The sequence below is a fragment of the Bradyrhizobium sp. Ce-3 genome (assembly GCF_022835695.1).
Taxonomy (GTDB): domain Bacteria; phylum Pseudomonadota; class Alphaproteobacteria; order Rhizobiales; family Xanthobacteraceae; genus Bradyrhizobium.
In genome coordinates this window covers 616641-642598 of sequence record NZ_BQUV01000001.1, presented here as the reverse complement: position 1 = coordinate 642598, position 25958 = coordinate 616641, and the positions used below count along the sequence as shown (strand labels likewise).

The 25958-nt window shown below is 65.3% G+C and carries 20 protein-coding genes; 15 read left to right on the top strand and 5 right to left on the bottom strand.

Annotation, left to right across the window (positions count from 1 at the left end):
- The first annotated feature begins 45 nt into the window (after positions 1 to 45).
- From BRSPCE3_RS03080 to BRSPCE3_RS03050, 7 genes are all read left to right on the top strand, one after another.
- Positions 46 to 1359, top strand: coding sequence for an ABC transporter substrate-binding protein (locus BRSPCE3_RS03080; RefSeq protein WP_244064192.1), 1314 nt, complete (start codon positions 46 to 48; stop codon positions 1357 to 1359).
- Between the two features lies 1 nt (position 1360).
- Positions 1361 to 2092, top strand: a complete 732-nt coding sequence (locus BRSPCE3_RS03075; RefSeq protein ID WP_244064191.1) for an ABC transporter ATP-binding protein — start codon at positions 1361 to 1363, stop codon at positions 2090 to 2092.
- Positions 2079 to 2777 (top strand): ABC transporter ATP-binding protein, encoded by a 699-nt coding sequence (locus BRSPCE3_RS03070; protein ID WP_244064190.1) that lies wholly within the window; start codon positions 2079 to 2081, stop codon positions 2775 to 2777. The genes BRSPCE3_RS03075 and BRSPCE3_RS03070 overlap by 14 nt, the downstream gene beginning before the upstream one ends.
- 18 nt (positions 2778 to 2795) lie before the next feature.
- On the top strand, positions 2796 to 3662 hold the full coding sequence (locus BRSPCE3_RS03065; RefSeq protein WP_244064189.1) for a branched-chain amino acid ABC transporter permease: 867 nt from the start codon (positions 2796 to 2798) through the stop codon (positions 3660 to 3662).
- A 5-nt stretch (positions 3663 to 3667) separates the two neighbouring features.
- Positions 3668 to 4687 carry a branched-chain amino acid ABC transporter permease gene (locus BRSPCE3_RS03060; protein ID WP_244064188.1) on the top strand — a complete coding sequence of 340 codons (1020 nt, stop codon included), beginning with the start codon at positions 3668 to 3670 and terminating at the stop codon, positions 4685 to 4687.
- A gap of 65 nt (positions 4688 to 4752) precedes the next feature.
- The gene (locus tag BRSPCE3_RS03055) at positions 4753 to 6762 is read left to right on the top strand and encodes a tyramine oxidase (RefSeq protein WP_244064187.1); all 2010 of its coding nucleotides are present in this window, start codon (positions 4753 to 4755) and stop codon (positions 6760 to 6762) included.
- On the top strand, positions 6759 to 7076 hold the full coding sequence (locus BRSPCE3_RS03050) for a hypothetical protein (protein ID WP_244064186.1): 318 nt from the start codon (positions 6759 to 6761) through the stop codon (positions 7074 to 7076). The genes BRSPCE3_RS03055 and BRSPCE3_RS03050 overlap by 4 nt, the downstream gene beginning before the upstream one ends.
- On the opposite strand, the gene BRSPCE3_RS03045 is transcribed toward BRSPCE3_RS03050, so the two are convergent.
- The 3 genes from BRSPCE3_RS03045 to BRSPCE3_RS03035 form a co-directional block, all read right to left on the bottom strand.
- Positions 7062 to 8414 (bottom strand): aminotransferase class III-fold pyridoxal phosphate-dependent enzyme, encoded by a 1353-nt coding sequence (locus tag BRSPCE3_RS03045; RefSeq protein ID WP_244064185.1) that lies wholly within the window; start codon positions 8412 to 8414, stop codon positions 7062 to 7064. The two genes, BRSPCE3_RS03050 and BRSPCE3_RS03045, sit on opposite strands and share 15 nt — an antisense overlap.
- Before the next feature lie 114 nt (positions 8415 to 8528).
- A complete protein-coding gene (locus tag BRSPCE3_RS03040) occupies positions 8529 to 9194 on the bottom strand; it encodes an HAD family hydrolase (protein WP_244064184.1) in 666 nt (221 codons plus the stop codon).
- Entirely contained in the window at positions 9191 to 10453 is a 1263-nt protein-coding gene (locus tag BRSPCE3_RS03035; protein WP_244064183.1) for a Tm-1-like ATP-binding domain-containing protein, read from the bottom strand. The genes BRSPCE3_RS03040 and BRSPCE3_RS03035 overlap by 4 nt, the downstream gene beginning before the upstream one ends.
- Positions 10454 to 10670: 217 nt before the next feature.
- Between BRSPCE3_RS03035 and BRSPCE3_RS03030 the strand changes: the two genes are divergently transcribed.
- The 5 genes from BRSPCE3_RS03030 to BRSPCE3_RS03010 all read left to right on the top strand — a co-directional run bounded on the left by BRSPCE3_RS03030 (position 10671) and on the right by BRSPCE3_RS03010 (position 15515).
- Positions 10671 to 12155, top strand: a complete 1485-nt coding sequence (locus tag BRSPCE3_RS03030; RefSeq protein WP_244064182.1) for an aldehyde dehydrogenase — start codon at positions 10671 to 10673, stop codon at positions 12153 to 12155.
- The gene (locus BRSPCE3_RS03025) at positions 12152 to 13540 is read left to right on the top strand and encodes a transaminase (RefSeq protein ID WP_244064181.1); all 1389 of its coding nucleotides are present in this window, start codon (positions 12152 to 12154) and stop codon (positions 13538 to 13540) included. Before BRSPCE3_RS03030 ends, BRSPCE3_RS03025 begins: the two co-directional genes overlap by 4 nt.
- A complete protein-coding gene (locus tag BRSPCE3_RS03020; RefSeq protein WP_244064180.1) occupies positions 13540 to 14337 on the top strand; it encodes an SDR family oxidoreductase in 798 nt (265 codons plus the stop codon). The genes BRSPCE3_RS03025 and BRSPCE3_RS03020 overlap by 1 nt, the downstream gene beginning before the upstream one ends.
- A 48-nt stretch (positions 14338 to 14385) precedes the next feature.
- On the top strand, positions 14386 to 15156 hold the full coding sequence (locus tag BRSPCE3_RS03015) for an SDR family NAD(P)-dependent oxidoreductase (RefSeq protein WP_244064179.1): 771 nt from the start codon (positions 14386 to 14388) through the stop codon (positions 15154 to 15156).
- A 98-nt stretch (positions 15157 to 15254) separates the two neighbouring features.
- Complete coding sequence (locus BRSPCE3_RS03010; RefSeq protein ID WP_244064178.1) at positions 15255 to 15515, top strand: hypothetical protein; 261 nt, start codon at positions 15255 to 15257, stop codon at positions 15513 to 15515.
- A 67-nt stretch (positions 15516 to 15582) separates the two neighbouring features.
- Here the strand turns inward: BRSPCE3_RS03010 and BRSPCE3_RS03005 are convergent, their stop codons facing one another.
- Positions 15583 to 15957 carry a hypothetical protein gene (locus BRSPCE3_RS03005; RefSeq protein ID WP_244064177.1) on the bottom strand — a complete coding sequence of 125 codons (375 nt, stop codon included), beginning with the start codon at positions 15955 to 15957 and terminating at the stop codon, positions 15583 to 15585.
- 307 nt (positions 15958 to 16264) lie between these two features.
- Between BRSPCE3_RS03005 and BRSPCE3_RS03000 the strand changes: the two genes are divergently transcribed.
- The gene (locus BRSPCE3_RS03000) at positions 16265 to 16822 is read left to right on the top strand and encodes a hypothetical protein (RefSeq protein WP_244064176.1); all 558 of its coding nucleotides are present in this window, start codon (positions 16265 to 16267) and stop codon (positions 16820 to 16822) included.
- A 239-nt stretch (positions 16823 to 17061) separates the two neighbouring features.
- Complete coding sequence (locus tag BRSPCE3_RS02995; RefSeq protein ID WP_244064175.1) at positions 17062 to 17619, top strand: hypothetical protein; 558 nt, start codon at positions 17062 to 17064, stop codon at positions 17617 to 17619.
- A 24-nt stretch (positions 17620 to 17643) separates the two neighbouring features.
- Here the strand turns inward: BRSPCE3_RS02995 and BRSPCE3_RS02990 are convergent, their stop codons facing one another.
- Positions 17644 to 18087, bottom strand: a complete 444-nt coding sequence (locus tag BRSPCE3_RS02990; RefSeq protein ID WP_244064174.1) for a hypothetical protein — start codon at positions 18085 to 18087, stop codon at positions 17644 to 17646.
- Positions 18088 to 18325: 238 nt separating this feature from the next.
- Between BRSPCE3_RS02990 and BRSPCE3_RS02985 the strand changes: the two genes are divergently transcribed.
- On the top strand, positions 18326 to 25958 hold a 7633-nt coding region (locus BRSPCE3_RS02985), incomplete at its 3' end, for a DUF5801 repeats-in-toxin domain-containing protein (RefSeq protein WP_244064173.1).

The following is a 25958-nucleotide window of genomic DNA, read 5'->3' as shown; positions in this document are numbered from 1 at the left end:
CCCGCGGTCGAGCATTTTCATCATTGGTTGTGGAGGGAGAGGGACATGACTGAGACAAAGAACGACAAGCTGGCTGGCGCGTTCAACCGGCGCACACTGCTGAAGGCGGCCGGCGCCACCGGCCTCGCATCGGCGATGAACCTGCCGCTGGCCAACGTCGCCCGCGCCGCCGGCAACACCATCAAGATCGGCTGGGTCGGCTGCCTCTCGGGTGTCCGGGCGCCGTTTGCCGAGCCCGACACCTGGATCCACGAACGCATCAAGGCGCGGCTGAAGGACGGCCTGAAGATCGGTGGCAAGACCTGGCAGGTCGAGTTTGTCTTCAAGGACAATCAATCCGACCCGAACCGCTCGTCCGTGGTCGCGAGCGAACTGGTGCTGCGGGAAAAATGCGACCTGATCCTGATCGAGGACGGCGACGCACAGGCCCCGGTGCAGGAACTCGCCGATGCCCGCGGCATTCCGTCGATTTCGACGATGGTGCCGTGGCAGGGCTGGATGTTCCCGCGCAAGTCGACACCCGACAAGGGCTTCCCCTACAGCTACCACTTCTTCTGGGGCGCCGATGACGTCGTGAAGAATTTCCTGGGCATGTGGCAGTCGGTCGAGACCAAGAAGAAGGTCGGCACGCTCTATATCGACAATCCCGCCGGCCAGGCGTTCTCCGACCCGAAGGTCGGTCTGCCCGGCGGCATCACGGCGGCGGGCTATCAGGAATTCTCCGCCGGCAAATTCCAGATCGCGACCGACGACTTCACCAATCAGGTGTCGTCGTTCAAGAACAACGGCGTCGATATCGTGTCCGGCTTCACCTACGGCAATCACTGGGTGACGCTGTGGAACCAGGCGGCGCAGGCCGGGTTCAAGCCGCAGATCTGCACGGTGGCGGCGGCCTTCCTGTTCCCGAGCGCGGTGAACGCGCTCGGTGATCGCGGCGACGGCATGTCGACCGAGGTGTGGTGGACGCCGGCCTATCCGTTCAAGTCGTCGCTGACCGGGCAGAGTGCTGCCGAACTCGCCGCGGAATGGGAGAAGACGACGGGCAAGCAATGGACCCAGCCGATCGGTTACGCGCATGCGCTCTGGGAGGTTGCTATCGCTGCACTGCAGAACAGCGACCCGAAGGACAAGAACTCGTTGCGCGACGCGATCGCGGGCCTCGACATGGAGACGGTGGTCGGACCGGTGAAGTTCAAGGGGACACCGATCAAGAACGTCGCGGTGACCTCGCTGTCGGGCGGGCAGTGGCGCAAGACCAAGGGCGGCAAGTCGAAATACGAGCTCCTGATCGTGCACAACGGCACCGCGCCGTTCATCCCGAAGCAGGCCGATCTCCAGCTGCTCTCCAAGCTGGCCTGAGATGGCACCGCTTCTGCGCGTCAGCGGCCTCTCGAAGCGGTTCGGCGAGATCGTGGTCGCCGACGCCGTCAGCTTCGAGCTGGCGCGCGGCGAATGCCTCGGCGTGATCGGCCCGAACGGCGCCGGCAAGAGCTCGCTCTTGAACCTGATCGTCGGCCTGCTGACGGCCGACGGCGGGTCGATCAGGCTCGACGACGCTGAGATATCAGGGCTGCCGCCGCACCGCCGGGCGCGGATGGGGCTCGGGCGGGCATTCCAGATCCCGCAGCCGTTTCCGCATCTGTCGGTCTACGAGAACGCGCTGGTCGCGGCGTCCTATGGCGCGGGCCTCACCGGCGAGGCGGCATCGGACTGGACCATGCAGGTCTTGCAGCGTACCGGGCTCGACGGCAAGGCTGACAAGCTCGCCGGTGCGTTGCCGTTGATCGACCGCAAGCGGCTGGAATTCGCCAAGGCGCTGGCCTCGAAACCCAAGCTGATCCTGCTCGACGAGATCGCGGCCGGGCTGACCGAGCCCGAGGTCGAGCGCCTGGTTGCCATCATCCAGGGCGTGAAGGCCGACCACGCCATGATCTGGATCGAGCACATTCCACACGCCTTGCGCGCGGTGTCGGACCGCATCCTGGTGCTCGATTTCGGCCGCAAGGTGCTGGAAGGACCGCCGGCGGACGTCATGGACAGCGCCGTGGTGCGCGAGATCTACATGGGATTGAAGGCCGATGGCGTTGCTTGATGTGAGCGGCCTGCAGATCTTCTACGGCGATCTCCAGGCCGTGTTCGACATGAACTTCACCGTCGCGGACGGCGAGGCGGTGGCGCTGGTCGGCGCCAACGGCGCCGGCAAGTCGACGTTCCTCAAGGCGCTGGTCGGGCTCAATGAGGAGCGCAAAGGGGCGGTGCGGTTCGACGGCATCGACATCTCGCAGATGCCGGCCGAACAGGTATCGCGGCTCGGCCTGATCATGGTGCCCGAGGGGCGCCTGCTGTTCGATTCGCTGACGATCGAGGAGAACCTGCTGATGGGGAGCGTCAACCGGCGCAAGGGCAGCTGGACCCTGCGGCGGGTGTTCGACCTGTTCCCGATCCTCGAGGAGCGGCGGCGGATGTTTCCCGGCCAGCTCTCCGGCGGCCAGCAGCAGATGGCGGCGATCGGCCGCGCGCTGATGTCGAACCCGCGGCTCTTGCTGTGCGACGAGATCTCGCTCGGGCTCGCGCCTGTGGTGGTCGAGCAGATCTACCGTTCGTTTGCCGATATCCGCCGTGAGGGTACCGCCGTCGTGCTGGTCGAGCAGGACGTCAAGCGCGCGCTCGCGACCTCTGAACGAATCTATTGCCTGTTGAAGGGGCGAGTGTCGCTGACCGGCCCGGCGCAGGGGTTGCAGCCGGAGCAGCTGACACACGCCTATTTCGGTAACTAGCCAGGATTAGCAACGAACATGATCTGGGTTGAGACATTGATCAACGGAGCCCTGCTGGGCGGGCTTTACGCGCTGCTCGGCATCGGGCTCGCTCTGGTGTTCGGCGTGATGCGCGTCGTCAACATCGCGCACGGCGAATTCATGGTGCTGAGCGCGTTCTGCGCCGTGCTGCTGTCCAACCTGTTTCCGCAGGTATCGCCGCTGTTGATGCTGATCCCGGTGATCGCGCTGTCCTTTGGAGTGGGCTGGCTGTACCAGGCGCTGATCGTCAACCGGGTGGTGACGTCGCCCGATCCGCTGTCGCCATTGCTGCTGACCTTCGGCGTCTCGGTGATCCTGCGCAACGTCATGGTCGAAATCTTCGGCGCCGACGTCCGCAGCCTCCAGGTCGGCGAACTGTCACGTGCCAGCCTGGAGATCGCCGGCCTCAACATCGGCATCATGCCGTTGCTGACACTGGTGCTCGCCGCACTGCTGTTCATGGCCTTGCAGCTTGTGCTGCGCCATACCGAGTTCGGCCGGATCGTGCGCGCCACCGCCGACCGCCGCGACATCGTCCAGCTGTCCGGGGTCAAGCCCGACCGGGTCTATAACTACGTGATGGGCCTGTCGCTGGCGCTCGGCGCGATCGGCGGCGTGCTGCTCGCGGTGCGGTCGAGCTTCACGCCGTTCTCGGGCGCCGAACGGCTGCTGATCGCCTTCGAGGTGGTGGTGCTCGGCGGGCTCGGCTCGTTCTGGGGCGCGCTGCTCGGCGGCATCGCGCTCGGCATGGCGCAATTGATCGGGCTGAAGATCGATCCGAATGCAGGGTTGCTCTACGCGCATCTCTTGTTCTTCATCATGCTGCTGATCCGCCCGTCGGGTCTCGTGTCGAGCCGGGTGTGACGCCGATGCCGACACGGACCATTCTCCTGGCCAGCGCCGCCATTCTGATCGCGGTCATCGCCGGCGCGCCCTTTGTGCTGAACGAGGGTTTCCTGCGGCTCGCGACCGAATGCCTGTTGCTGCTGACAATGGCGCAGATGTGGAACCTGCTGGCGGGCTATGCCGGGCTGGTGTCGCTCGGCCATCAGGTCTTCATCGCCTTCGGCGCCTATGCGCTATTTCTGACCTCCGGCTGGCTCGAGGTCACGCCGATCTGGGTGCTGCCGGTGGCGCCGCTGGTGGCAGCGGCTGTCGCGGCGATCATCGCCTTTCCGTTGTTCCGGCTGCGCGACGCCTATTTCTCGATCGCGATGTGGGTGTTCGCCGAGATCATCGGCGCCTTCACGATGAAATCGCAGGAGGTCGGCGGTACCTCGGGCATGCCGCTCGCCACCAGCAAGCTGATCGATTTCGACTGGTTCGAGCCGACCATGTTCTGGCTCGCCGGCGGCCTGACGCTGGTCACCATCGCGGCACTGTACAGGATGATGACCTCGAGCTTTGGGCTCGGGCTGATGAGCGTGCGCGACAATGATCTCGCCGCGATGAGCGTCGGCGTCGACGTCCGGCGCAATCGCTTCATCGCCTTCGTGCTGTCGGCTGCGGGCTGCGGGCTTGCCGGTGCGCTCAGCTTCATGGGCAATTTGTTCATCGCGCCGCTGGCGGCGTTCGACGTCAACTGGTCGGTCTACATGATGTTCATCGTGATCATCGGCGGTATCGGGACGCTGGAAGGCCCGATCCTCGGCGTCGTCATCTTCTTCGGCCTGCGCGAATTGATGACCGGGCCGCTCGGCCTGTCCGGCGGCTGGTATCTGGTCGGGCTCGGCATCATCGCCGTCGTGGTGATGATCGTGGCGCCGCGCGGGATCTGGCCGGCCCTGCGCGATCGCCTCGGCGTGCGGCTGCTCGACGTCCACCGTGCCGCGCCTCGGCCAGCTGCGGCGATCGTCCTGCCGGCAACGTCGGAACGGGTTACCGGATGACGCAGGCCTTCACGCCGTCACCATTGCTTGTATTCTGACCGTTCCGGCTTTGAGTGGAGGGCGTGATGGCTCTGGTATTTCGGCATGGCGGATGGGCATTGGCTGGCCTGGTCGCGGCGACACTGGCAGTGCCGCCGGCGCAGGCCGAGCGCAGGATGTGGCCGCAGGCGGCCGCGATGCACCCGATGGACGGTCTGACGACGGACGAGATCCGTTCGGTCTCCGATATTCTCCGTGGCGCCGGCAAGCTCGACGATGCGGCGCGGGTCGTCTCGATGACGGTCGACGAGGATCCCAAGGACGAGGTGCGGGCGTGGAGGCCCGGACAACCGTTCACGCGACGGGCGAACGCGACGCTCTTGAGCGGCGGGCACCTCTATGAGGCGCATATCGATCTCGCCGCGCGCAGTCTCGTCGGCTGGGACGAGATCAGGGATCACGAGGCCGCGCTGACCATCGACGAACTGATGTCGGCCGGCGATCTGCCGAAGCAGGACCCGCGCTGGATTGCGGCGATGGCCAAGCGCGGCATCACCGATTTCAAGAACGTGCTGTGCCTGCCGCTGACGGTCGGTCCGGTGACCGATCCTGCGATGAAAGGGCGCCGCCTGCTGAACGTGCCCTGCGTCGACACCACGGGCGCCGCCAACAATCTCTGGGGCAAGCCGATCGAGAACCTGTTCGCCCAGGTCGATCTCAAGAGCAAGACGGTGCTGTCGGTGACCGATCTCGGCGTGGTGCCGCCGCCGCCGCAGACCCCTTCGCACGCCTACGCCGATTCCGGACAATACCGCAAGCCGCCGAAGCCGATTGAAATCACCGCACCGGAAGGCAGCAACGTCAAGGTGGAGGGCGGCCAGGTGCGCTGGGACAATTGGTCGTTCCACGTCCGGCTCGAACCGCGCGTCGGCGCGGTGCTGTCGCTGATCCGCTACGACGACCATGGCACGTTGCGCGATATCGCCTATCAGATATCGGCGAGCGAGATGTTCGTGCCCTATATGGACCCTTCGCCGACCTGGTCGTTTCGCGCCTATATGGATATCGGCGAATACGGCTTCGGCGTGCTGTCCAGCGAATTGCAGCGTGGCGTGGATTGTCCCGAAGGCGCGCATTATCTCGATCTGACGATCTCCGATACCAAGGGAAATCCAGTCGTCTCCAAGGGCGCGGTCTGCATCTTCGAGCGCCCGACCGGCGATCCGATCTGGCGCCACAGCGAACTGCTCAACAACACCGCCGAGGTGCGGCCGAACAATGAGCTGGTGGTGCGGATGGCGCCGGTGGTCGGCAATTACGACTATCTGGTCGACTACGTGTTCGACCGGGCCGGCGACATCGATGTGCGGCTCGGCGCCTACGGCATCGACGCCACCAAGGGCGTCGCGAGCAAGACCCTGAGCGACCCGACGGCGGCGCAGGACACGGCTTATGGAACGCTGGTCGACGAACGGCTGCTTGCGGTCAATCACGATCACTACATGACGTTCCGGATCGACATGGATGTCGACGGCACAGGCAACCGGCTGGTCGAGGACCGCTTCAATGTCCGCCGGCTGGAGCAGGGCCAGCGCAAGAGCCTCTGGCAGGTCGAGACAAAGCCGGTCGCCACCGAAGGGCCGATCACGACGCCGTTGAATGCGGCGCAGTTCAGGGTCGAGAGTAACGGCAAGACTAATAAGCAGGGCTACCGCACCAGCTATCAGGTGATGCCTGGACACTCAGACGTCTCGCTGCTCGCCACGGACGATCCGATCCAGCTGCGTGCCGGCTTCAGCGCCTACACGCTGTGGAGCTCGGCCTACGCCAGGGACGAGAGATATGCCGCCGGCATGTATCCGAATGGAAACGCCGAGGTCGATGGCTTGCCGAAATGGACCGCGGCGAAGCGGCCGATCGAGGATCGCGACCTCGTGCTGTGGTACACGGTCGGCTTCCGCCACGTGCCGCGCGCCGAGGACTGGCCGGTCATGCCCGGCCTGTGGCATGGCTTCCGGCTGCGCCCGTTCAACTTCTTCGATCGCAATCCCGCGCTCGACGTGCCGCCGATGGTGAACGCCAGGGACACCAAATGAGGACCGGCGCACATCGCGTTGGGGCAGTTGCCGGTGCGCTGATGGCCTTGCTGGCGACAGCGCCGGCCGCGCTCTGCGCTGCGGCCGAAAGCCGCGCGGACGATGCGTCCTTGCTCTATCTGAGCAGCAGTGACTGGGAGCGCCAGTCCGCGCCGCGTAAGGTCGCGCTCGCGGCCGACTTCATGCGGATCTTCTGCACGGTCCAGACCATGTCGGCGGCATCACTGGCCGATTGCCTCGACCGCGACCAGGCCGATGGCGCGGTGTTCGAGCGCGCCATGGCCTGCGTGAGTGCGCTGTCAGGCAGCCGCTGAGAGCCCGGCGTCGATCCCTTCGGCAATCGCCTTCACGTCCAGTGAGGTGAGGATCAGCGGCGGCGACAGGATCAGATTGTTGCCGGAGACGCGCAGCATCACGCCGGCCTCGTAGGCGGCATCCGCGACCTTCGCCATCGTCTTCTTGTCCGCGGGCTTCTTGCTGTCGCGGTCGGCGACCAGCTCGAGTGCGGCCATCAGGCCCTTGCCCCTGACGTCGCCGACCAGCGGATGCTTCGCCATGAGCGCGGCCAACGCCTGCGCGAGGTCCTTGCCGCGCGCGGCGGCATTCTCATCGAGCTTGAGGCGGCGGGTCTCGGCGAGCGCGGCAAGGCCCGCGGCGCAGCCGACCGGATGGCCCGAATAGGTGTAGCCATGGCCGATCGAGCCGAACGTGGTGGTGTCAGCCTCGAAGGCTTCGGCGACCTGCTCGCCGATCAGCGTCGCGCCGAGCGGGAAATAGCCCGAGGTGATCGCTTTCGCTATCGTCATCATGTCGGGCTTCACGCCCCACAGCCGCGAGCCCGACCAGGCGCCGGTGCGTCCGAAGCCGGTGACGACCTCGTCCGCGATCATCAGGATGCCGTGCCGATCGCAGATCTCGCGCACGAGCTTCATGAAGCTGTCCGGCGGCACGATCACGCCACCGGCACCTAGCACCGGCTCCATGATGAAGGCGGCGATGGTGTCGGCGCCCTGGAACGCGATCTCTTCCTCCATCGCCGCCGCGCAGAGCTGCGCGAGCTTTGCGGGATCGGTTTCGTTGAAGGGGTTGCGATAGGTCGACGGCGCCGGGATGTGGAACACGCCCGGCAGCATCGGCTCATAGTTGCGGCGGAAATTGGCGTTGCCGTTGACGGAGGCGCCGCCGAAATGGGTGCCGTGATAGCCCTTCTTCAGCGCCAGGAACTTGGTACGGTCCGCCTGGCCCTTGATCTTCCAGTATTGCCGCGCCAGCCGCAGCGCGGTCTCGACCGAATCCGATCCGCCCGAGGTGAAGAAGGCGCGCACCATGCCCTCCGGCTTGAACCATTCGGTGAGCTCATAGGCGAGCTCGATCGAGGGACCGTTCGAGGTGCCGCGGAAACCTGAATAATACGGCAGGGCTCTGAGCTGGTCTGATATCGCCTGCTTGATCGGATCGCAGCTGTAGCCGAGGTTGACGTTCCACAGCCCGCCGACCGCATCGATCACGGTCTTGCCGTCGATGTCGGTGACGTGGACGCCTTCGCCCTTCATCACGATCCGCGGCGGCTGCGCCCGCATCTCGGCGGGATGCGCCATTGGGTGCCAGATCGGCTTGGCGTTGTTCTCAACCAGGAAGTTTCTGTCGCGCATGATCGCTCTCCGGCTGGAGCCTTTACGTTCCAATGAAATCGGAACGGAACTCCGGATTCTAGTTTTAACGCGTTTTCTTCACGCGAACCGGTACCCACTTCGCTCGAAAACGCTTTAGTCGAATTGCAGCCCGAAATGCCGCAGCGCCTCGCCGTAGGACGCGGCCGGGCTGCGCACGTCGAACAGCACGGTGCGCATGTTGCACGCGGCGGCGCCTGCGATGTTGCGGCGCTGGTCGTCGACGAAGACGCAATCCTCTGCCTCCAATGCCAGTTCGTCCAGCACGCTTTGATAGGCGCGAGGATCAGGTTTCAGGATCCCGGTATGGGTGGCGTCGACGATGGTCTCGAAGCGCTTCAGGATGGCAAGGCGGGTGCGGAAATCTTCGCCGTAGAATAGGTCGAGCTCGTTCGAGAGGACCGCAAGCCGGAACCCGGCATCGGCGGCGAGGGTGATCGCGCGGACGGCCTCGGGACGGATCACGGTGTCGGGGTCGGCGCCGCGCGCGCGTTTCACGAAGGTCTCCATGTCGTGCCAGTCCTCGCCGACCATGCGCCCGACCTCGCGGCTGCGGGTCAGCCAGTAGTCGCGTTCGGAAATCTCGCCGCGTTGCATCGACGTCCACAGCGGATCGCTGTCGGGCGCGAACGGCCCGAGCCATTTCAGCGTACAAGGTGCGAGCCCAAGCGCGCGCTCGGTCAAGTCATGGGTCTCGAACAGCGTCTTCGAGATCACGCCGCCGAAGTCGAGCACCAGTGCCTTGGCGCGCGGCCGTGTCATGCGGCAGCCGTCGTGCGGCCGGGGCGAACGATGCCGGCCGCGACCCAGCGGTCGAAGATGCCGAGCACCGTCTCATTGAATGCCGCGCTGTTGATATGATCCTTGATCTCGTGCAGCTCGACCGGTGGCTGGATCGCCGACCGCATCGCGTCGACGAAGGCGGCGAGGGCATCGGGATCGTGCAGGGCTTCGCCTTCGCGGTCCCATTGCTGGATGCCGCCGGCAGGCAGCACGAAAGCCACCGGTGCGCTGGCGCCGGCCAGCTTCTCCGCAATCGCACGCGCGATGCGGCGGCGATCGTCGGAGCCTGATGTGGCTGACGCGAGCAATCGGTTGTGGGCGTGGAACGGCCGATCCGACAGTTCCTTCGGAACCCCGAGCCAGGCCGGGAAGTCGACCATGTCGATCGCGCCCGGGGCGACGATCTGCGGAATACCCGCTCTGCCGGCATTCTCCAGCCGGTCGGCGCCGGAATTGACCACCGAGCCGGTGAGCTGATTGGCGACCTCCTGCAAGGAGAGATCGAGCACCGCGGCAAAGCCGCCTTGCGCCGCGATCGATTCCATCGCACGGCCGCCCATGCCGGTGGTGTGGAACACAACGACCTCGTAGCCGCGCCGCTCGAGCTGCGGCTTCAGCTCCACCATGTAGCGCAGGCAGCTCTTGCCGAGCGAGGTGATCGCAACGACCGGCCGGTCCTGGCTCGGCCTGATGGCGCTCCTCGCCGCGCCGACGATCGCGCCGCAGGCTTGCGACAGCACGGCGGTGCAGGTGCCGTTGAGGCCGTACAGGCCGCCGGCCCACAGGATCATCATCAGATCGGCGGCGACGCGCTCGGGCGGGATCAGGTGTGAAAACGCGACGGTCGAGACGATCAGTTTCGGCAGGCCGAGCGGCAGCGCCTGCGCGACGTCGAGCGCAAGGTCGGTTCCCATGGTGCCGCCGATCGCGATCACGCCGTCGATGGCATCGCGCGCCGCAAGCTCGCGCGCCAGATTTGCGGCGCCGATTGCCATCAGCGACATCGCGGAATTCTCGTCGCCGCTCGATGCAATCGCTTCGATCGTGGTGTACGCGGCGGCCGCCACCGCGTGCTTGTCGTGCGCCACCTGGTATGGTGGCTCGCCGAGCACGCTGATGTCCATCATGATGGTGCTACCGCCGGCGCGCGCGATGCACGCGCTCATGAACAGCAGTTCGTCGGCCTTGGTGTCTCCAGTGCCAATCAGAAGAATGCGGGGCTGCGTGATTTCAGGCATGACCTTCGGCTCGCCGGCAGGCGTAAGGGATGGTGACAACCGGTTTGCGTAGCGCAGGCGGAGCGCTCGGCCATCGTGCGGATCACGCTATGGGCGTGCTGGCCGCGGTGACATCCACCTATCGGTTGATTGCTGCCAAGGCCTTGATTTGGCGAGGATTGCGTCATGCTGGCATTCCCGCTCGGGAGCCACTTTGTCACCGTCATCAAGATCTCGCATGCAGCAAGCCCAGATCGATCTGTACCGCTCGGCCGCAGTTCCGGCCCAGCAGCTCTTCATCGGCGGCCGGCTGGCACAAGCCGTCAGCGAGGCGCGGCTCGATGTCGAGTCGCCGATCGACGGCACGCTGTTGACCACCATCGCCGACGGTGATGCTGCCGATATCGACCTCGCGGTGAAACAGGCGCGGCAGGCCTTCGAGCGGGGCAGCTGGTCGCGCGCGGCGCCGGCGCAGCGCAAGAAGGTGCTGCTGCGGTTCGCCGACCTGATCGAGCAGCGCGCGCTCGAGATCGCGGTGCTCGGCGTCCGCGACAACGGCACCGAGATCGGCATGGCCTACAAGGCCGAACCGCTGTCGGCGGCCGCTACCATCCGCTACTACGCCGAGGCGATCGACAAGGTGTATGGCGAGATTGCGCCGACCTCGGCTGACGTGCTCGGGCTGGTGCATCGCGAGCCGCTCGGCGTCGTCGGCGTGATCGTGCCGTGGAATTTTCCGCTGATGATCGGGGCGTGGAAGATCGGTCCGGCGCTTGCCGCCGGGAACTCGGTCGTGGTCAAGCCGCCGGAGCTGGCGTCGCTGACGTTGCTGCGGCTGGCCGAGCTTGCGACCGAGGCAGGCCTTCCGGACGGCGTGCTCAACGTCGTCACCGGCCGCGGCGCATCGGCCGGCGAGGCGCTTGCGCTGCATATGGACGTCGATGTGCTGGCCTTCACCGGCTCGGGTGCGGTTGGCCGGCGGCTGCTGGAAGGCTCGGCGCGGTCGAACCTGAAGCGCGTGCATCTCGAGCTGGGCGGCAAGTCGCCCAACATCGTGTTCGCCAATGTGCCCGACATCAAACATGCGGCCAAGGTCTCGGCCAACGGCATCTTCCGGAATTCGGGCCAGGTCTGCGTGGCCGGCTCGCGGCTGTTGGTGCAGTCGAAGGTCTACGATCGCTTCATGGCCGAGCTGCTTGAGGCCACCGCCAGGCTCCGTGTCGGCGATCCCCTCGACCTGACCTCGGATATCGGCGCCATATCGAGCAAGGCGCAGCTGCGCAAGAACCTGGATGCCGTTGCCCGCGCCGAAGCGCAGGGCGCGACGCGGCTGGTCGGCGGCGAGCAGATCCGGGTCGAGAGCGGCGGCAACTTCATGGCGCCGGCGATCCTCGCCGAGGTGACGCCAGAGATGGAAGTCTGGCGCGAGGAGGTGTTCGGCCCGGTGCTGTCGGTCAAGCGGTTCGACGGCGAGGACGATGCCGTCACGCTTGCCAACGCGACGCCCTATGGACTTGCGTCCGCAGTGTGGACCGGAAGCCTCTCGACGGCGCATCGCATGGTGCGCGCCATCAGGGCCGGGGTCGTGCACGTCAACGCCTATGGCGGCGCCGACATCACGGTGCCGCTCGGCGGCTTCAAGCAATCCGGTTTCGGACGCGACAAGTCGCTGCACGCGCTCGACGCCTATACCGACCTCAAGACCGCCTGGATCGCGCTATGACGACTGCAACCGCCCAACGCTCCGGCATTCTGAACCGATTGCTCGACGCCGAGCAGGAACGCTTCCAGGTATTGCACCCCCGCTCGGCGGCGGCCTGGCAGGAGGGCCGGCAGCACTATCTCTATGGCGGCCCGTCGCACTGGATGCGGCGCTGGGCCGGCGGCTTCCCGGTTTATGTCGAGGAGGCTCAGGGCGCGCATATCAGGGATATCGACGGCCGCGACTACATCGATTTCTGCCTCGGCGACACCGGCGGCATGTGCGGTCACGCGCCCGAAGCGGTGACGGAGGCCGCGCTGGCGCAGCTTAAGCGTGGCGCGACCATGATGCTGCCGACCGAAGACAGCCTCTGGGTCGGCGCTGAGCTATCGCGCCGCTTCGGTCCGAAATACTGGACGCTGACGACGTCGGCGACCGACGCCAACCGCGCCGCGATCCGGATCTCGCGCATGATCACCGGCCGCCGCAAGGTGCTGGTGTTCTCCGGCTGTTACCATGGCGGCGTCGAGGAGGCGCATGTCGAGATCCGCGACGGTCGCGTCGGCCTGCGCAACATGATCCATCCCAACGGCATCGATCATGACGCGGTGAGCCGGGTGGTCGAGTTCAACGATGTCGCGACGCTCGAGGCGGCGCTGGTGCAGGGCGACGTCGCATGCGTGCTGACAGAGCCGCTGATGACCAATTTCGGCATGATCCCGGTCGATCCGGGTTTTCACCAAGCGCTCCGCGAACTGACCCGCCGCACCGGCACGGTGCTCATCATCGACGAGACGCATACGCTGTCGTGCGGACCGGGCGGTTACACCGAGAGCCACGGGCTTGAGCCCGACATCTTCGTTGCCGGCAAGGCGATCGCGGGCGGTATTCCCACCGGCCTGTTCGGCCTCAGCGAGGAGATCGCCGAACGGCTCTGGAAGCTCGTGCCTCACGTCAATCCGCGACAGCGGCAGTCCGCGCATCTCGGCTTCGGCGGCACGCTGGCCGGCAATGCGCTGACGGTCGCGACCATGCGCGCCGTGCTGGAGAAGGTTCTGACCTCTGCCAATTACGAGCGGATGATCGGAACGGCGACCTGGCTTGCGCAGGAGGCCCGCCGGCTGATCGCGGCGGCCGGTCTGCCCTGGCACGTCACCCAGATCGGCGCGCGCGCCGAGATCATGTTCATGCCACACCCGCCGCGGAGCGGCGCCGACGTCATCGCGGGACGGCAACCCGATCTCGAGACCTTGCTGCATGCGTTCTACATGAACGAGGGCATCCTGGTGACCCCATTCCACACCATGCTGCTGATGTGTCCGGCGACCTCGGCGCGCGACGTCGACAGGCACACCGCGGTGTTCGCGCTGTTCATCGATCTGCTGCGCGGCGCGGGAGTAGTCTGATGCAACCGCGTCCGTTCAATCTCGACGGCAGGGTTGCCATCGTCACCGGCGGGGGCAGGGGGATCGGTGCCGCCATCGTGACGCGCCTCGCGCAAGCCGGCGCGACCGTGGTGATTGCCAACCGGACGCTCGACTTGGCCGAGGCGCTGGCGCGCGAACTGGCAGCCGATGGCCGGACGGCGCACTGCGTTCCGTTCGACAGGCTGGACCGTAGCAGCTTGCGTGCAATGGTCGACGGTGTCGCCGTTCAACATGGCCGACTCGATATCGTCGTGCACAATGCCGGCGGATGTCCGTGGGCGTCGCTCGAAGAGCTCGATGAAGCCAGGCTCGACGACACGCTGGCGCTGAATCTCAATGCCAGCATCTGGCTTGCGCAAGCCGCGATTCCGCACATGCGTGCCGCCAGCTTCGGGCGCATCCTCGTGACATCGTCGGTGTCGGCGCGCGTCGCGATGGGCGGCGGCGCGCATTACTCGGCGGCGAAGGCCGGCGTCAACGCGTTCATCCGCGGCGCCGCATTCGAGCTGGCGCGCGACGGCATCACGGTCAATGGCGTCGAGGCCGGCTTCATCGAGAAGCCGGGTCGCGGCACCATGAGCGCGCCGGAGAACAAGGCCAAGCTCGAACGCTTCATTCCGATGGGGCACATGGGGAGCGCCGACGACATCGCCTGCGCGATGCTCTATCTCGCTTCGACCGAGGCCAAATACGTCACCGGGCAGACCATCGTCGTCGACGGCGGCTCGACCTTGCCGGAGACTGGATTTGCCGTCGAACGGCAGTGGGGAGCCTAGCATGATCGTTTCGGAAAACCGGTTTCCACTTTTCCGGATCATGCCCTGATGCCGCGGCTGGACGGCAAGACGGCGCTGGTGACCGGCGCTGCCACCGGGATCGGCCGGGCCACGGCGGCGTTGCTCGCATTGAGCGGCGCGCGCGTCGTGCTGTTCGGCCTCGGTGACGCCGAGCTTCACGCCGCAGCGGCGGCGTGCGGCGGTCAGGCGGTCCATGGCGATGTCACCCGTCCGGACGACATCGCCAAGGCCGTCACCGCCTGCGGCGCGTGGCTCGACATCGTCGTCAACGCCGCCGGCCTGATCGTGCCGGATCAGCCCGCCAGCATCTCCGACGAGGTCTGGGCCAGGACGCTCGATGTCAATCTCACGGGGACCATGCGGGTCTGCCGCGCGGCGCTGCCGCTGCTGCGGCAGCGCGGCGGCGCGATCGTCAACGTCGCCTCCGTTGCCGCCTTCAATGCCAGCCCGGACAGCGCAAGTTACGCCGCCAGCAAGGCGGCCGTGGTCGCCTATACGCGCTCGCTGGCCTATGCGCACGGTGCTGACGGGATTCGCGCCAACGCCGTCGCGCCCGGCTGGGTGCGGACGCCGATGAGCGCCTATGAAATGCAATTGCTCGCGGACCAGAATGGCACCACGCCCGACACCGAGTTTCGCAGCGTCGAACGACGGATCGCCTTGGGACGGATGGCCGAACCCGCCGAGATCGCGGCGTGCTGCCTATTCCTGGCCTCCGACGAGGCGTCGTTCGTGACGGGGGCTGTGCTGGTTGCCGATGGCGGCGGCCGTTCGCCGACGCAGAATCGCGCCGTCTAGAATGGTCGCTGCCCACGCGGTGCGGGCGGACGGCACCTTGATAAGGGCCGGCGGATTTGGCACTCTTGCGCCATCACGTCATTCGATCGAGGGGCGTTATGAGCAAGTCATTTTCCGTGATCATTGCCGCGGCCGCTTCAATCGTCGTTCTGTCGTCAACGGCAGCACGATGCGGCGACTATCCGTTTGGCGATCCGCCATACCGGTTGGATTACGTGCAGGAGCCTCAGATAGAGTCCGGCTGCTGGAAATGGAATTGGCAGCTGTACCAGTGGCAGGACCACTGCCCGGTCTACGTCTATCCGAAGGCCTATATGTTCTCGCGCTCGTCGCGCGTCGTGCTCCGCACCAAGGGGTGATGAGCAACTTCGCGGCTTGAAGTGCGCTGCGTCACTCCAATCGGAGCGCTCGCAGCGCACGCGTACCTTAGGAGTGCGCGATGGTGCAGGCGACCTGCTGGTGCTTGCCGAAGTTGAGCAGCGCGTTTTCCCGGAATCCATCGAGCCAGACGCCGCGGCCGGCATAGCGATAGCCGACGCCCATTGGAACGTGCCGCACGTGGATGCCGCCATGGCCGGTGAGCAGCGAGGCCGTGACCACTTCGCCCTCGACCGACACGGCGCGCGGGCACAGCGGATAGTGATGGCCATTCTCGCAGGTGAAGACGATCTCGGTGCAGGTGCCGACCGGTGCCTTGGTGATCAAGCCGAGATCCGCGGCCGCCGCCGGAGCGGAATTGCCCGACAGCGTTGCGCCCAAAGCCAGAATGCCCGCGACCATGTAGCCAATTCGAATACGCATCAGTGCCCCCTCGTCCAGCGATAGGCTAAGTAATTGAGAAGAAATATCTCACGCTAAATGAGCAAAAAAAGCCTCCAACGTCAAACCTGCGACGGAGGTCGGCACAGGGTTCGGGCGCTGGGTGTTGCAGGTTTGCTGCAGTGGAACGGAATTGAGCGGAAGACTGTCCGGCTGCGACAACGTGCCTTTACTGGCCACAATTGGCCTGCAAGTGGTGGGAGGTAATTGAGTCGTTTTCAAAGAGACTGCTTCAGCGCCTGACCGGATCGCATCCCGAACGGAGATTGCGCGAACATCGGGGGTGGGAATGAACTTCCGTGGTGCAATCGCCGGTTCGCTACTGACCATCACGATGGTCTCGACGTTGGCGCTGACGGCTCAGGCGCAGACGCCATCTCCTCAATCGCCGAACGGCCGGACCGCGGCTCAAACCGCGCAGGGCGATCAATCGTTCTCTGGTCCGAGCTTCCGCAAGGGCTTGTGGCGCTTCATCCGAACGCTCGACGTCGTCAAGACCGCGAACAAGAATTTCAAGTACCGGGTGATGAATGCCGAGACGACGCGCTGCGTCGACCCGACATTCGCGATGAAGGCGACCTTCTCGCCCGATCCGGTCGGAGGCTGCGTCTCGGACAAGCCGGAAAAAATCGGCAATCAGTACACTTTCGGGCACCGCTGCGATTACATGGGCACGGTCAGTACCGTGATCACCGTGCGCAGCGACGAGGCCTATACCGAGCTGAACGAGGTCAGCACCGGCGAGCATCCGCGGACTGACATGGTCGTCGCAACGAGGATCGGCGATTGCGACGATGGCGCGGCGGCCAGTCCTGAAAGGTCGGCGGCGGCGCGCTTTCAGCACTAGCTGAAATCGGAGGGACCTGGGCCCGGGATCGGCGTGCCGAGGCCGTGCCTTGGCGGCCGCTGCTTCGCCTTTTGGTTCGCCTTGGTTCGCCTTGGGGCGTCTTCGACCGTTGAGAGTCGCAACCAAAAGGCCGAGTTTTTACCTGACCTTAACGCGAAGTGTTCTGAAATGACGTCAGGTGGGCGCGCTTCAAGCGAAGTCACGCGAAGCGCATCGTGCGGCCGATAGGGATTCAAGACATGGTATCGCGTGAGGACTTCGGGCAGTCGAAGCTCTGCGCCTGCGTGCTTGGCGCCGCGATCGCGCTTTCCGTGTCCTTGCTTGCGTCGCAGCGCGCCGCGGCGGAGGAGAGCTTCAGCGGGCCGACCTTCCGGAAGGGCATGTGGCGTTTCGTGCGGACGCTGGAGTTGGTGTCGCCCTCGAACGGGCGGCAGAAGCTGCTTGAGCGCGAGATGACGCGCTGCGTCGACCCGACCCAGGCGATGAAGGCGACATTCTCATCGCCTTCGATCGGAAACTGCCATTCTTCACGGCCGGAGAAGATCAGCAACAGATACGTCTTCTCCAACCGGTGCGACTATATGGGGCCGGTCAGCACCGTCATTACGGTGCTGAGCGACGAGGCCTATACCGAGGTCAACGAAGTCCACGGCCAGGCGCCGAGAATGGATCGGGTGGTCGCCCGCCGCATCAGCGATTGCCATGAGGACAGGGCTGCGCTCGGCCAGCCGGCTGCCGCGCCGACGGAGGTCTCGCGTGACGTGGACCAGGAAACCGCCGACGGCGAGCCGCTCTGAGGCGGCGTTCGGCCCTGCGCGCCGTCAGATCTTCTGCGCGCCGCCGGGCCCGCTGACCTTGACCGTGATCTTCTGAATTTCGGTGCGGCCGCCCTGGTACTTGACCTCGATGGTCAGGGCGTCGTCGCCGAGAAATTCGGGCGGTGCCTTGTAGAAAGCGACATAGGCCGGCACCTCGAGCGCGAGGCACGCCTTGTAATTGGTTGCCTTGGCCTTCGCAGATTTCACCACGACCTTGCCGGCGGCCGGCGCGGTGACCAGCCTTATGGTCGGCAAGGGTCCCGACGTGCAGTCGGGTAACACATTGAGATAAATGCCGATTTGAGTGTCGCGGTTGGCCAGGGCGCGAACCTGGCGTTCGACCGTGGTCTGCTGCGGGACCGGCGTTGGCGTTGGTGCCTGTGCGGATGCCGCGGCGATCGAGCTCAAGAACAAGGCCGCGGCGTATCCCTGACGAATCACCCGCATCGAGCACTCCAAATCATCGGCAATATGAAATTGGACCGGGCGGCCAGACCGCCGCATGGCCAAGCCAATCCGGCTAAGCCGTTGTTCTTGCAGCTGCGACCTGTTCGATCTTTACCACACTCGCAGCGAAAGCATTGATTAACCAAATACATTTCTTGACCGTGGGGAGGGTTAACAATAGCCTAAAACTAAATTTTTCTACAATTTTTCCTCTAAACGCATTTTTGCGGAGTCGATAATGCAGGGAACGTTTCAGGTCGCGCAGGCGACCGGTACCGGAAATTCCACCAACTCGGCCCCCGTACGAATTTACAAGCTGACCAAGCCGCTGACCGATCAGGCGGTGGTCGTCAATCTTGGATACGACCAGAAGGTGAAGGTCGACTTTTCGTCGATCGCCAATGAAAAGATCACGCTGGTTCATATCGGCGAAAAGCTGATCATCCTGTTCGACAACCAGTCGACCGTCACGGTTGAGCCGTTCTTCGACTCCCGCGCGGATGGGCAGAGCAACATCACGATCGAGATGGCGCCCGGCCGCGACGTCTCGGTCCAGGAATTCGCAAGCCTGTTCCCGATCAGCACCGATGGCTCGGTGTTGCCCGCGGCCGACAATGGCGGCAACTCGAACGGCAATGCGCAGGCGAGCGGTGCGAATTTCAGTCCGTTTGCGGTGGATGATCTCGGTCCCGTCGGCTCCAACGCTTTGGCCGGACAAGAAGAGCTGCCGGGTTTCCAGATCCAGCTGCCGACCGGCTTCGTGCTGACGCAAGATGTTCCGAAGCCCACGATCTCACTGGGCGCCGCTCCGGATCTGGCGGTGGACGAGAGCTTCCTGACCGTAGCGACCAACGGCATCGCGGGTTCGGGACTCGGACCCGCAGGTTCGACCGTGGCGACGGGGCTGATCCCGTTCTCGATCAATGCGGCCGGAGGCGAGAAGTCGCTGACCTTCGCGTTGTCGATCAGCGCGCCAGGCGTTGATACCGGTCTGATCGACTCGCAGACCGGCAATCACGTGTTCCTGTTCGTGGAGAACGGGCAAATCGTCGGCCGGGAAGGCGGCCAGAACGGCCTCGCTGACTTCACGATCTCCGTGGACGCGACCGGCCACATCACGCTCACCGATCTGCGTTCGATGCATGAGGGCACCGGCGAGGCGGGCGGCGACATCAACGAAGGCGTGCACCTGCCTGCCGGAATGGTGACGCTGACGGCGACGGTGACTGACAACAGCAACCAGACCGGTACCGCGACCGCCGATGTCGGACCGCATCTGACGTTCCTCGACGACGGCCCCGCGATCTCGCTGAGCGGGACGACGAGCTCGCTGAACAGCTTCGAGGCGTATCTCTCGGCCGCGACCAATGCCGGCATCAACGGCTCGACCCCGGATGCGTCGCCGGCGCAGGGTCATGCGCTGGACAAGGAAAACTTCGCCGGCGCATTCACCGTCGTGACCGGCGCCGACGGCGCAACCACGGCTTATGCGCTGAGCATCGCGGGCAACGGCACCGCGACCAATCTGATCGACAGCGCCTCGGGCCTCGGCGTCGTGCTCGACCAGACCGGCAACACGATCTCCGGCTATGTGACCGGCCATGAGGGCCAGGCGGCCTGGCTGGTGTTCACACTGACGGTCAATACCGCTACCGGCGACGTGACGCTGACGCAGGACCGCGCGGTGCACGAGAATACCGCGTCGAGCCCGGACACCCATGAGGGCATCAGCCTGACCGGTGGCCTGGTGACGCTGACTGCGACCGTCACCGACAATGACGGTGACAGCGCCAGCCAGAACCTCGACCTCAGCACGCATGTCACGTTCCACGACGATGGTCCCTCGATCTCGCTGAGCGGGACGGTCGGTTCGCTGAACACCTTTGAGGCGTATCTGTCGGCCGCAACCAACGCGGGCATCAACGGCTCCACGCCGGATGCCGTGCCGACGCAGGGCCACACGCTCGATACCGAGAGCTTTGCCGGTGCGTTCACGGTGGTGAGCGGTGCTGACGGTCAGCAGTCGTTGAGCTATGCGCTGAGCATCGCAGCCAATGGCACCGCGACCAATCTGATCGACAGTGCCTCTGGTCTCGGCGTCGTGCTCGACCAGAGCGGCAACACGATCTCCGGTTATGTGACCGGCCATGAGAACCAGGCAGCGTGGCTGGTGTTCACGCTGACGGTCGACCCGGCAACGGGCAATGTGACCTTGACGCAGGATCGCGCGGTGCACGAGCTCACCGCCTCCAGCCCGGACACCGGCGAAGGCATCAGCCTGACCGGCGGCCTGGTGACGCTGACGGCAACGGTGACCGACAAGGATGGTGACAGCGCCAGCCAGAACCTCGACCTCAGCAGCCATGTGACGTTCCATGACGACGGCCCGTCGATCACGCTGACCGGCAAATTTGGCTCGCTCAACACCTACGAGGCCTACCTTTCGGCCGCGACCAACGCGGGCGTCGACGGCTCGACGCCGGACGCCGTGCCGACCCAGGGCCATACGCTGGATACCGAGAGCTTTGCCGGCGCGTTCACGGTCGTGACCGGTGCCGACAATGCGACGACCGCCTATGCGCTCAGCATCGCAGCCAATGGCACCGCAACCAATCTGATCGACAGCGCCTCCGGCCTCGGCGTCGTGCTCGACCAGAGCGGCAACACCATCTCCGGCTACGTGACCGGCCATGAGAATGACGCGGCGTGGCTGGTGTTCACGCTGACGGTCAACACCGCGACCGGCGATGTGACTCTGACGCAAGATCGCGCGGTGCACGAGCTCACCCCCTCGAGCCCGGACACCGGCGAGGGCATCAGCCTGACCGGCGGCCTGGTGACGCTGACCGCAACCGTCACCGACAAGGACGGCGACAGTGCCGCCCAGAACCTCGACCTCAGCTCGCATGTCACGTTCCACGACGACGGTCCGTCGATCTCGCTGAGCGGGAACGTCAACTCGCTGAACACCTACGAGGCCTATCTGTCGGCCGCGACCAATGCGGGGGTCGACGGCTCGACGCCGGATGCCGTGCCGACGCAAGGCCATGCGCTCGACACCGAGAGCTTTGCCGGTGCGTTCACGGTCGTGACCGGTGCCGACAATGCAACGACAGCCTACACGCTGAGCATCGCAGCCAATGGCACCGCAACCAATCTGATCGACAGCGCCTCCGGCCTCGGCGTCGTGCTCGACCAGAGCGGCAACACCATCTCCGGCTACGTGACCGGCCATGAGAATGACGCGGCGTGGCTGGTGTTCACGCTGACGGTCAACACCGCGACCGGCGATGTGACTCTGACGCAAGATCGCGCGGTGCACGAGCTCACCCCCTCGAGCCCGGACACCGGCGAGGGCATCAGCCTGACCGGCGGCCTGGTGACGCTGACCGCAACCGTGACCGACAAGGACGGCGACAGTGCCGCCCAGAATCTCGATCTCAGCACGCATGTCACCTTCCACGATGATGGCCCCTCGATCACGCTGAGCGGGAACGTCAACTCGCTGAACACCTATGAAGCCTACCTCTCGGCCGCGACCAATGCGGGCGTCGACGGCTCCACGCCGGATGCCGTGCCGACCCAGGGTCACACGCTCGACACCGAGAGCTTCGCCGGTGCGTTCACGGTCGTGACCGGTGCCGACAATGCAACGACCGCCTATGCGCTGAGCATCGCGGCCAATGGCACCGCGACCAATTTGATCGACAGCGCCTCCGGTCTCGGTGTCGTGCTCGACCAGAGCGGCAACACGGTCTCCGGTTATGTCACCGGCCATGAGAATGACGCGGCGTGGCTGGTGTTCACGCTGACCGTTGACCCGGCAACGGGCAATGTGACCCTGACGCAGGATCGCGCAGTCCACGAGCTTACCGCCTCCAGCCCGGATACCGGTGAGGGCATCAGCCTGACCGGCGGCCTGGTGACGCTGACGGCGACGGTGACCGACAAGGACGGCGACAGCGCCGCCCAGAACCTCGACCTCAGCACGCACGTCACCTTCCATGACGACGGTCCGTCGATCTCGCTGAGCGGGAACGTCAACTCGCTGAACACCTACGAGGCCTATCTCTCGGCCGCGACCAATGCGGGCGTCGACGGCTCCACGCCGGATGCCGTGCCGACCCAGGGTCACACGCTCGATACCGAGAGCTTCGCCGGTGCGTTCACGGTCGTGACCGGTGCCGACAATGCAACGACGGCATATGCGCTGAGCATCGCAGCCAACGGCACCGCGACCAATCTGATCGACAGCGCCTCCGGTCTCGGCGTCGTGCTCGACCAGAGCGGCAACACGGTGTCCGGCCATGTGACCGGCCATGAGAATGACGCGGCGTGGCTGGTGTTCACGCTGACCGTCGACCCGGCGACGGGCAATGTGACCCTGACGCAGGATCGCGCAGTCCACGAGCTTACCGCCTCCAGCCCGGATACCGGTGAGGGCATCAGCCTGACCGGCGGCCTGGTGACGCTGACGGCGACGGTGACCGACAAGGACGGCGACAGCGCCAGCCAGAACCTCGACCTCAGCACGCACGTCACGTTCCATGACGACGGCCCCTCGATCGCGTTGAGCGGACGGGTTGGTTCGCTGAACACGTATGAGGCGTACCTCTCGGCCGCGACCAATGCGGGTGTCGACGGCTCGACGCCGGACGCGGTGCCGACCCAGGGGCATGCGCTCGATACCGAAAGCTTTGCCGGCGCGTTCACGGTTGTGACCGGTGCGGACAATGCGACGACCGCCTATGCGCTCAGCATCGCAGCCAATGGCACCGCCACCAACCTGATCGACAGTGCCTCCGGTCTCGGCGTCGTGCTCGACCAGAGCGGCAACACGGTCTCCGGCTATGTGACCGGCCATGAGAATGATGCGGCCTGGCTGGTGTTCACGCTGACGGTCAATACCGCGACCGGCGATGTGACTCTGACGCAAGACCGCGCAGTGCACGAGCTCACCCCCTCGAGCCCGGACACCGGTGAAGGCATCAGCCTGACCGGCGGCCTGGTGACGCTGACGGCAACGGTGACCGACAAGGACGGCGACAGTGCCGCCCAGAATCTCGATCTCAGCACGCACGTTACGTTCCACGACGACGGTCCGTCGATCTCGCTCAGCGGGAACGTCAACTCGCTGAACACCTACGAGGCTTATCTGTCGGCCGCGACCAATGCGGGCATCAACGGCTCGACGCCGGATCTGGTGCCGACCCAGGGTCACACGCTCGACACCGAGAGCTTTGCCGGCGCGTTCACCGTCGTGACCGGTGCCGACAACGCGACGACCGCCTATGCGCTCAGCATCGCAGCCAATGGCACCGCGACCAATTTGATCGACAGCGCCTCCGGTCTCGGCGTGGTGCTGGACCAGACCGGCAACACCATCTCCGGCTATGTGACTGGTCATGAGAATCAGGCCGCATGGCTGGTGTTCACGCTGACGGTCAACACTGCGACCGGCGATGTGACGTTGACGCAGGACCGTGCGGTGCATGAGAACACCGCGTCGAGCCCGGACACCGGTGAGGGCATCAGCCTGACCGGCGGTCTGGTGACGCTGACCGCAACCGTGACCGACAAGGACGGCGACAGTGCTGCCCAGAACCTCGATCTCAGCAGCCACGTGACGTTCCATGATGATGGTCCGTCGATTGGGCTGAGCGGGAACGTCAACTCGCTGAACACCTATGAGGCGTACCTTTCAGCCGCGACCAATGCCGGCATCAACGGCTCCACGCCGGATGCCGTGCCGACGCAAGGCCACACGCTCGATACCGAGAGCTTTGCCGGTGCGTTCACCGTTGTGACCGGTGCCGACAATGCGACCACAGCCTATGCGCTGAGCATCGCGGCCAATGGCACCGCGACCAACCTGATCGACAGCGCCTCCGGTCTCGGTGTCGTGCTCGACCAGAGCGGCAACACCATCTCCGGTTATGTGACCAGCCATGAGAACCAGGCCGCGTGGCTGGTGTTCACGCTGACGGTCGACCCGGCGACGGGCAGTGTCACGCTGACGCAAGACCGCGCGGTACATGAGCTCACCGCCTCCAGCCCGGACACCGGCGAGGGCATCAGCCTGACCGGCGGCCTGGTGACGCTGACCGCGACGGTGACGGACAAGGACGGCGACAGCGCCGCCCAGAACCTCGACCTCAGCTCGCATGTCACGTTCCATGACGACGGCCCCTCGATCTCGCTGAGCGGACGAGTTGGCTCGCTGAACACCTACGAGGCGTATCTGTCGGCCTCGACCAATGCCGGCATCAACGGCTCGACGCCGGATGCGGTGCCGACGCAGGGCCACACGCTCGATACCGAGAGCTTTGCCGGCGCGTTCACCGTGGTGACTGGCGCAGACAATGCGACCACGGCCTATGCGCTGAGCATCGCGGCCAATGGCACCGCGACCAACCTGATCGACAGTGCGTCCGGTCTCGGCGTGGTGCTCGACCAGACCGGCAACACGGTCTCCGGTTATGTCACCGGCCATGAGAATGACGCGGCCTGGCTGGTGTTCACGCTGACGGTCGACCCGGCGACGGGCAATGTGACCTTGACGCAGGACCGTGCGGTGCACGAGCTCACCGCCTCCAGCCCGGACACCGGCGAAGGCATCAGCCTGACCGGCGGTCTGGTGACATTGACGGCGACCGTGACCGACAAGGATGGCGACAGTGCCGCCCAGAACCTCGACCTCAGCTCGCATGTCACGTTCCACGACGACGGTCCGTCGATCACGCTGAGCGGACGAGTTGGCTCGCTGAACACCTACGAGGCCTATTTGTCGGCTTCGACCAATGCCGGCATCAACGGCTCGACGCCGGATGCGGTGCCGACGCAGGGCCATGCGCTCGATACCGAGGGCTTTGCCGGCGCGTTCACGGTCGTGACCGGTGCGGACAATGCGACGACCGCCTATGCGCTGAGCATCGCGGCCAACGGCACTGCGACCAATCTGATCGACAGTGCCTCCGGTCTCGGCGTGGTGCTCGACCAGACCGGCAACACGGTCTCCGGCTATGTCACCGGCCATGAGAACCAGGCCGCGTGGCTGGTGTTCACGCTGACGGTCGACCCGGCAACGGGCAATGTGACGCTGACGCAGGACCGTGCGGTGCACGAGCTCACCGCGTCGAGCCCGGACACCGGCGAGGGCATCAGCCTGACCGGCGGTCTGGTGACGCTGACGGCAACCGTCACCGACAAGGACGGCGACAGCGCTGCCCAGAACCTCGACCTCAGCAGCCACGTCACCTTCCACGACGACGGTCCGTCGATCTCGCTCAGCGGGAACGTCAACTCGCTGAACACCTACGAGGCGTATCTGTCGGCCTCGACCAATGCCGGCATCAACGGCTCCACGCCGGATCTGGTGCCGACCCAGGGGCATGCGCTCGATACCGAAAGCTTTGCCGGCGCGTTCACCGTCGTAACCGGTGCCGACAATGCGACGACGGCCTATGCGCTCAGCATCGCGGCCAATGGCACCGCGACCAATCTGATCGACAGTGCCTCCGGTCTTGGCGTCGTGCTCGACCAGAGCGGCAACACCATCTCCGGCTATGTGACCGGTCATGAGAACCAGGCCGCGTGGCTGGTGTTTACGCTGACGGTCAACACGGCAACGGGCAGTGTGACGCTGACGCAGGACCGCGCGGTGCATGAGAACACCGCCTCCAGCCCGGACACCGGTGAGGGCATCAGCCTGACCGGCGGTCTGGTGACGCTGACGGCGACCGTCACCGACAAGGACGGCGACAGCGCCGCCCAGAACCTCGACCTCAGCAGCCACGTCACCTTCCACGACGACGGTCCGTCGATCTCGCTCAGCGGGAACGTCAACTCGCTGAACACCTACGAGGCGTATC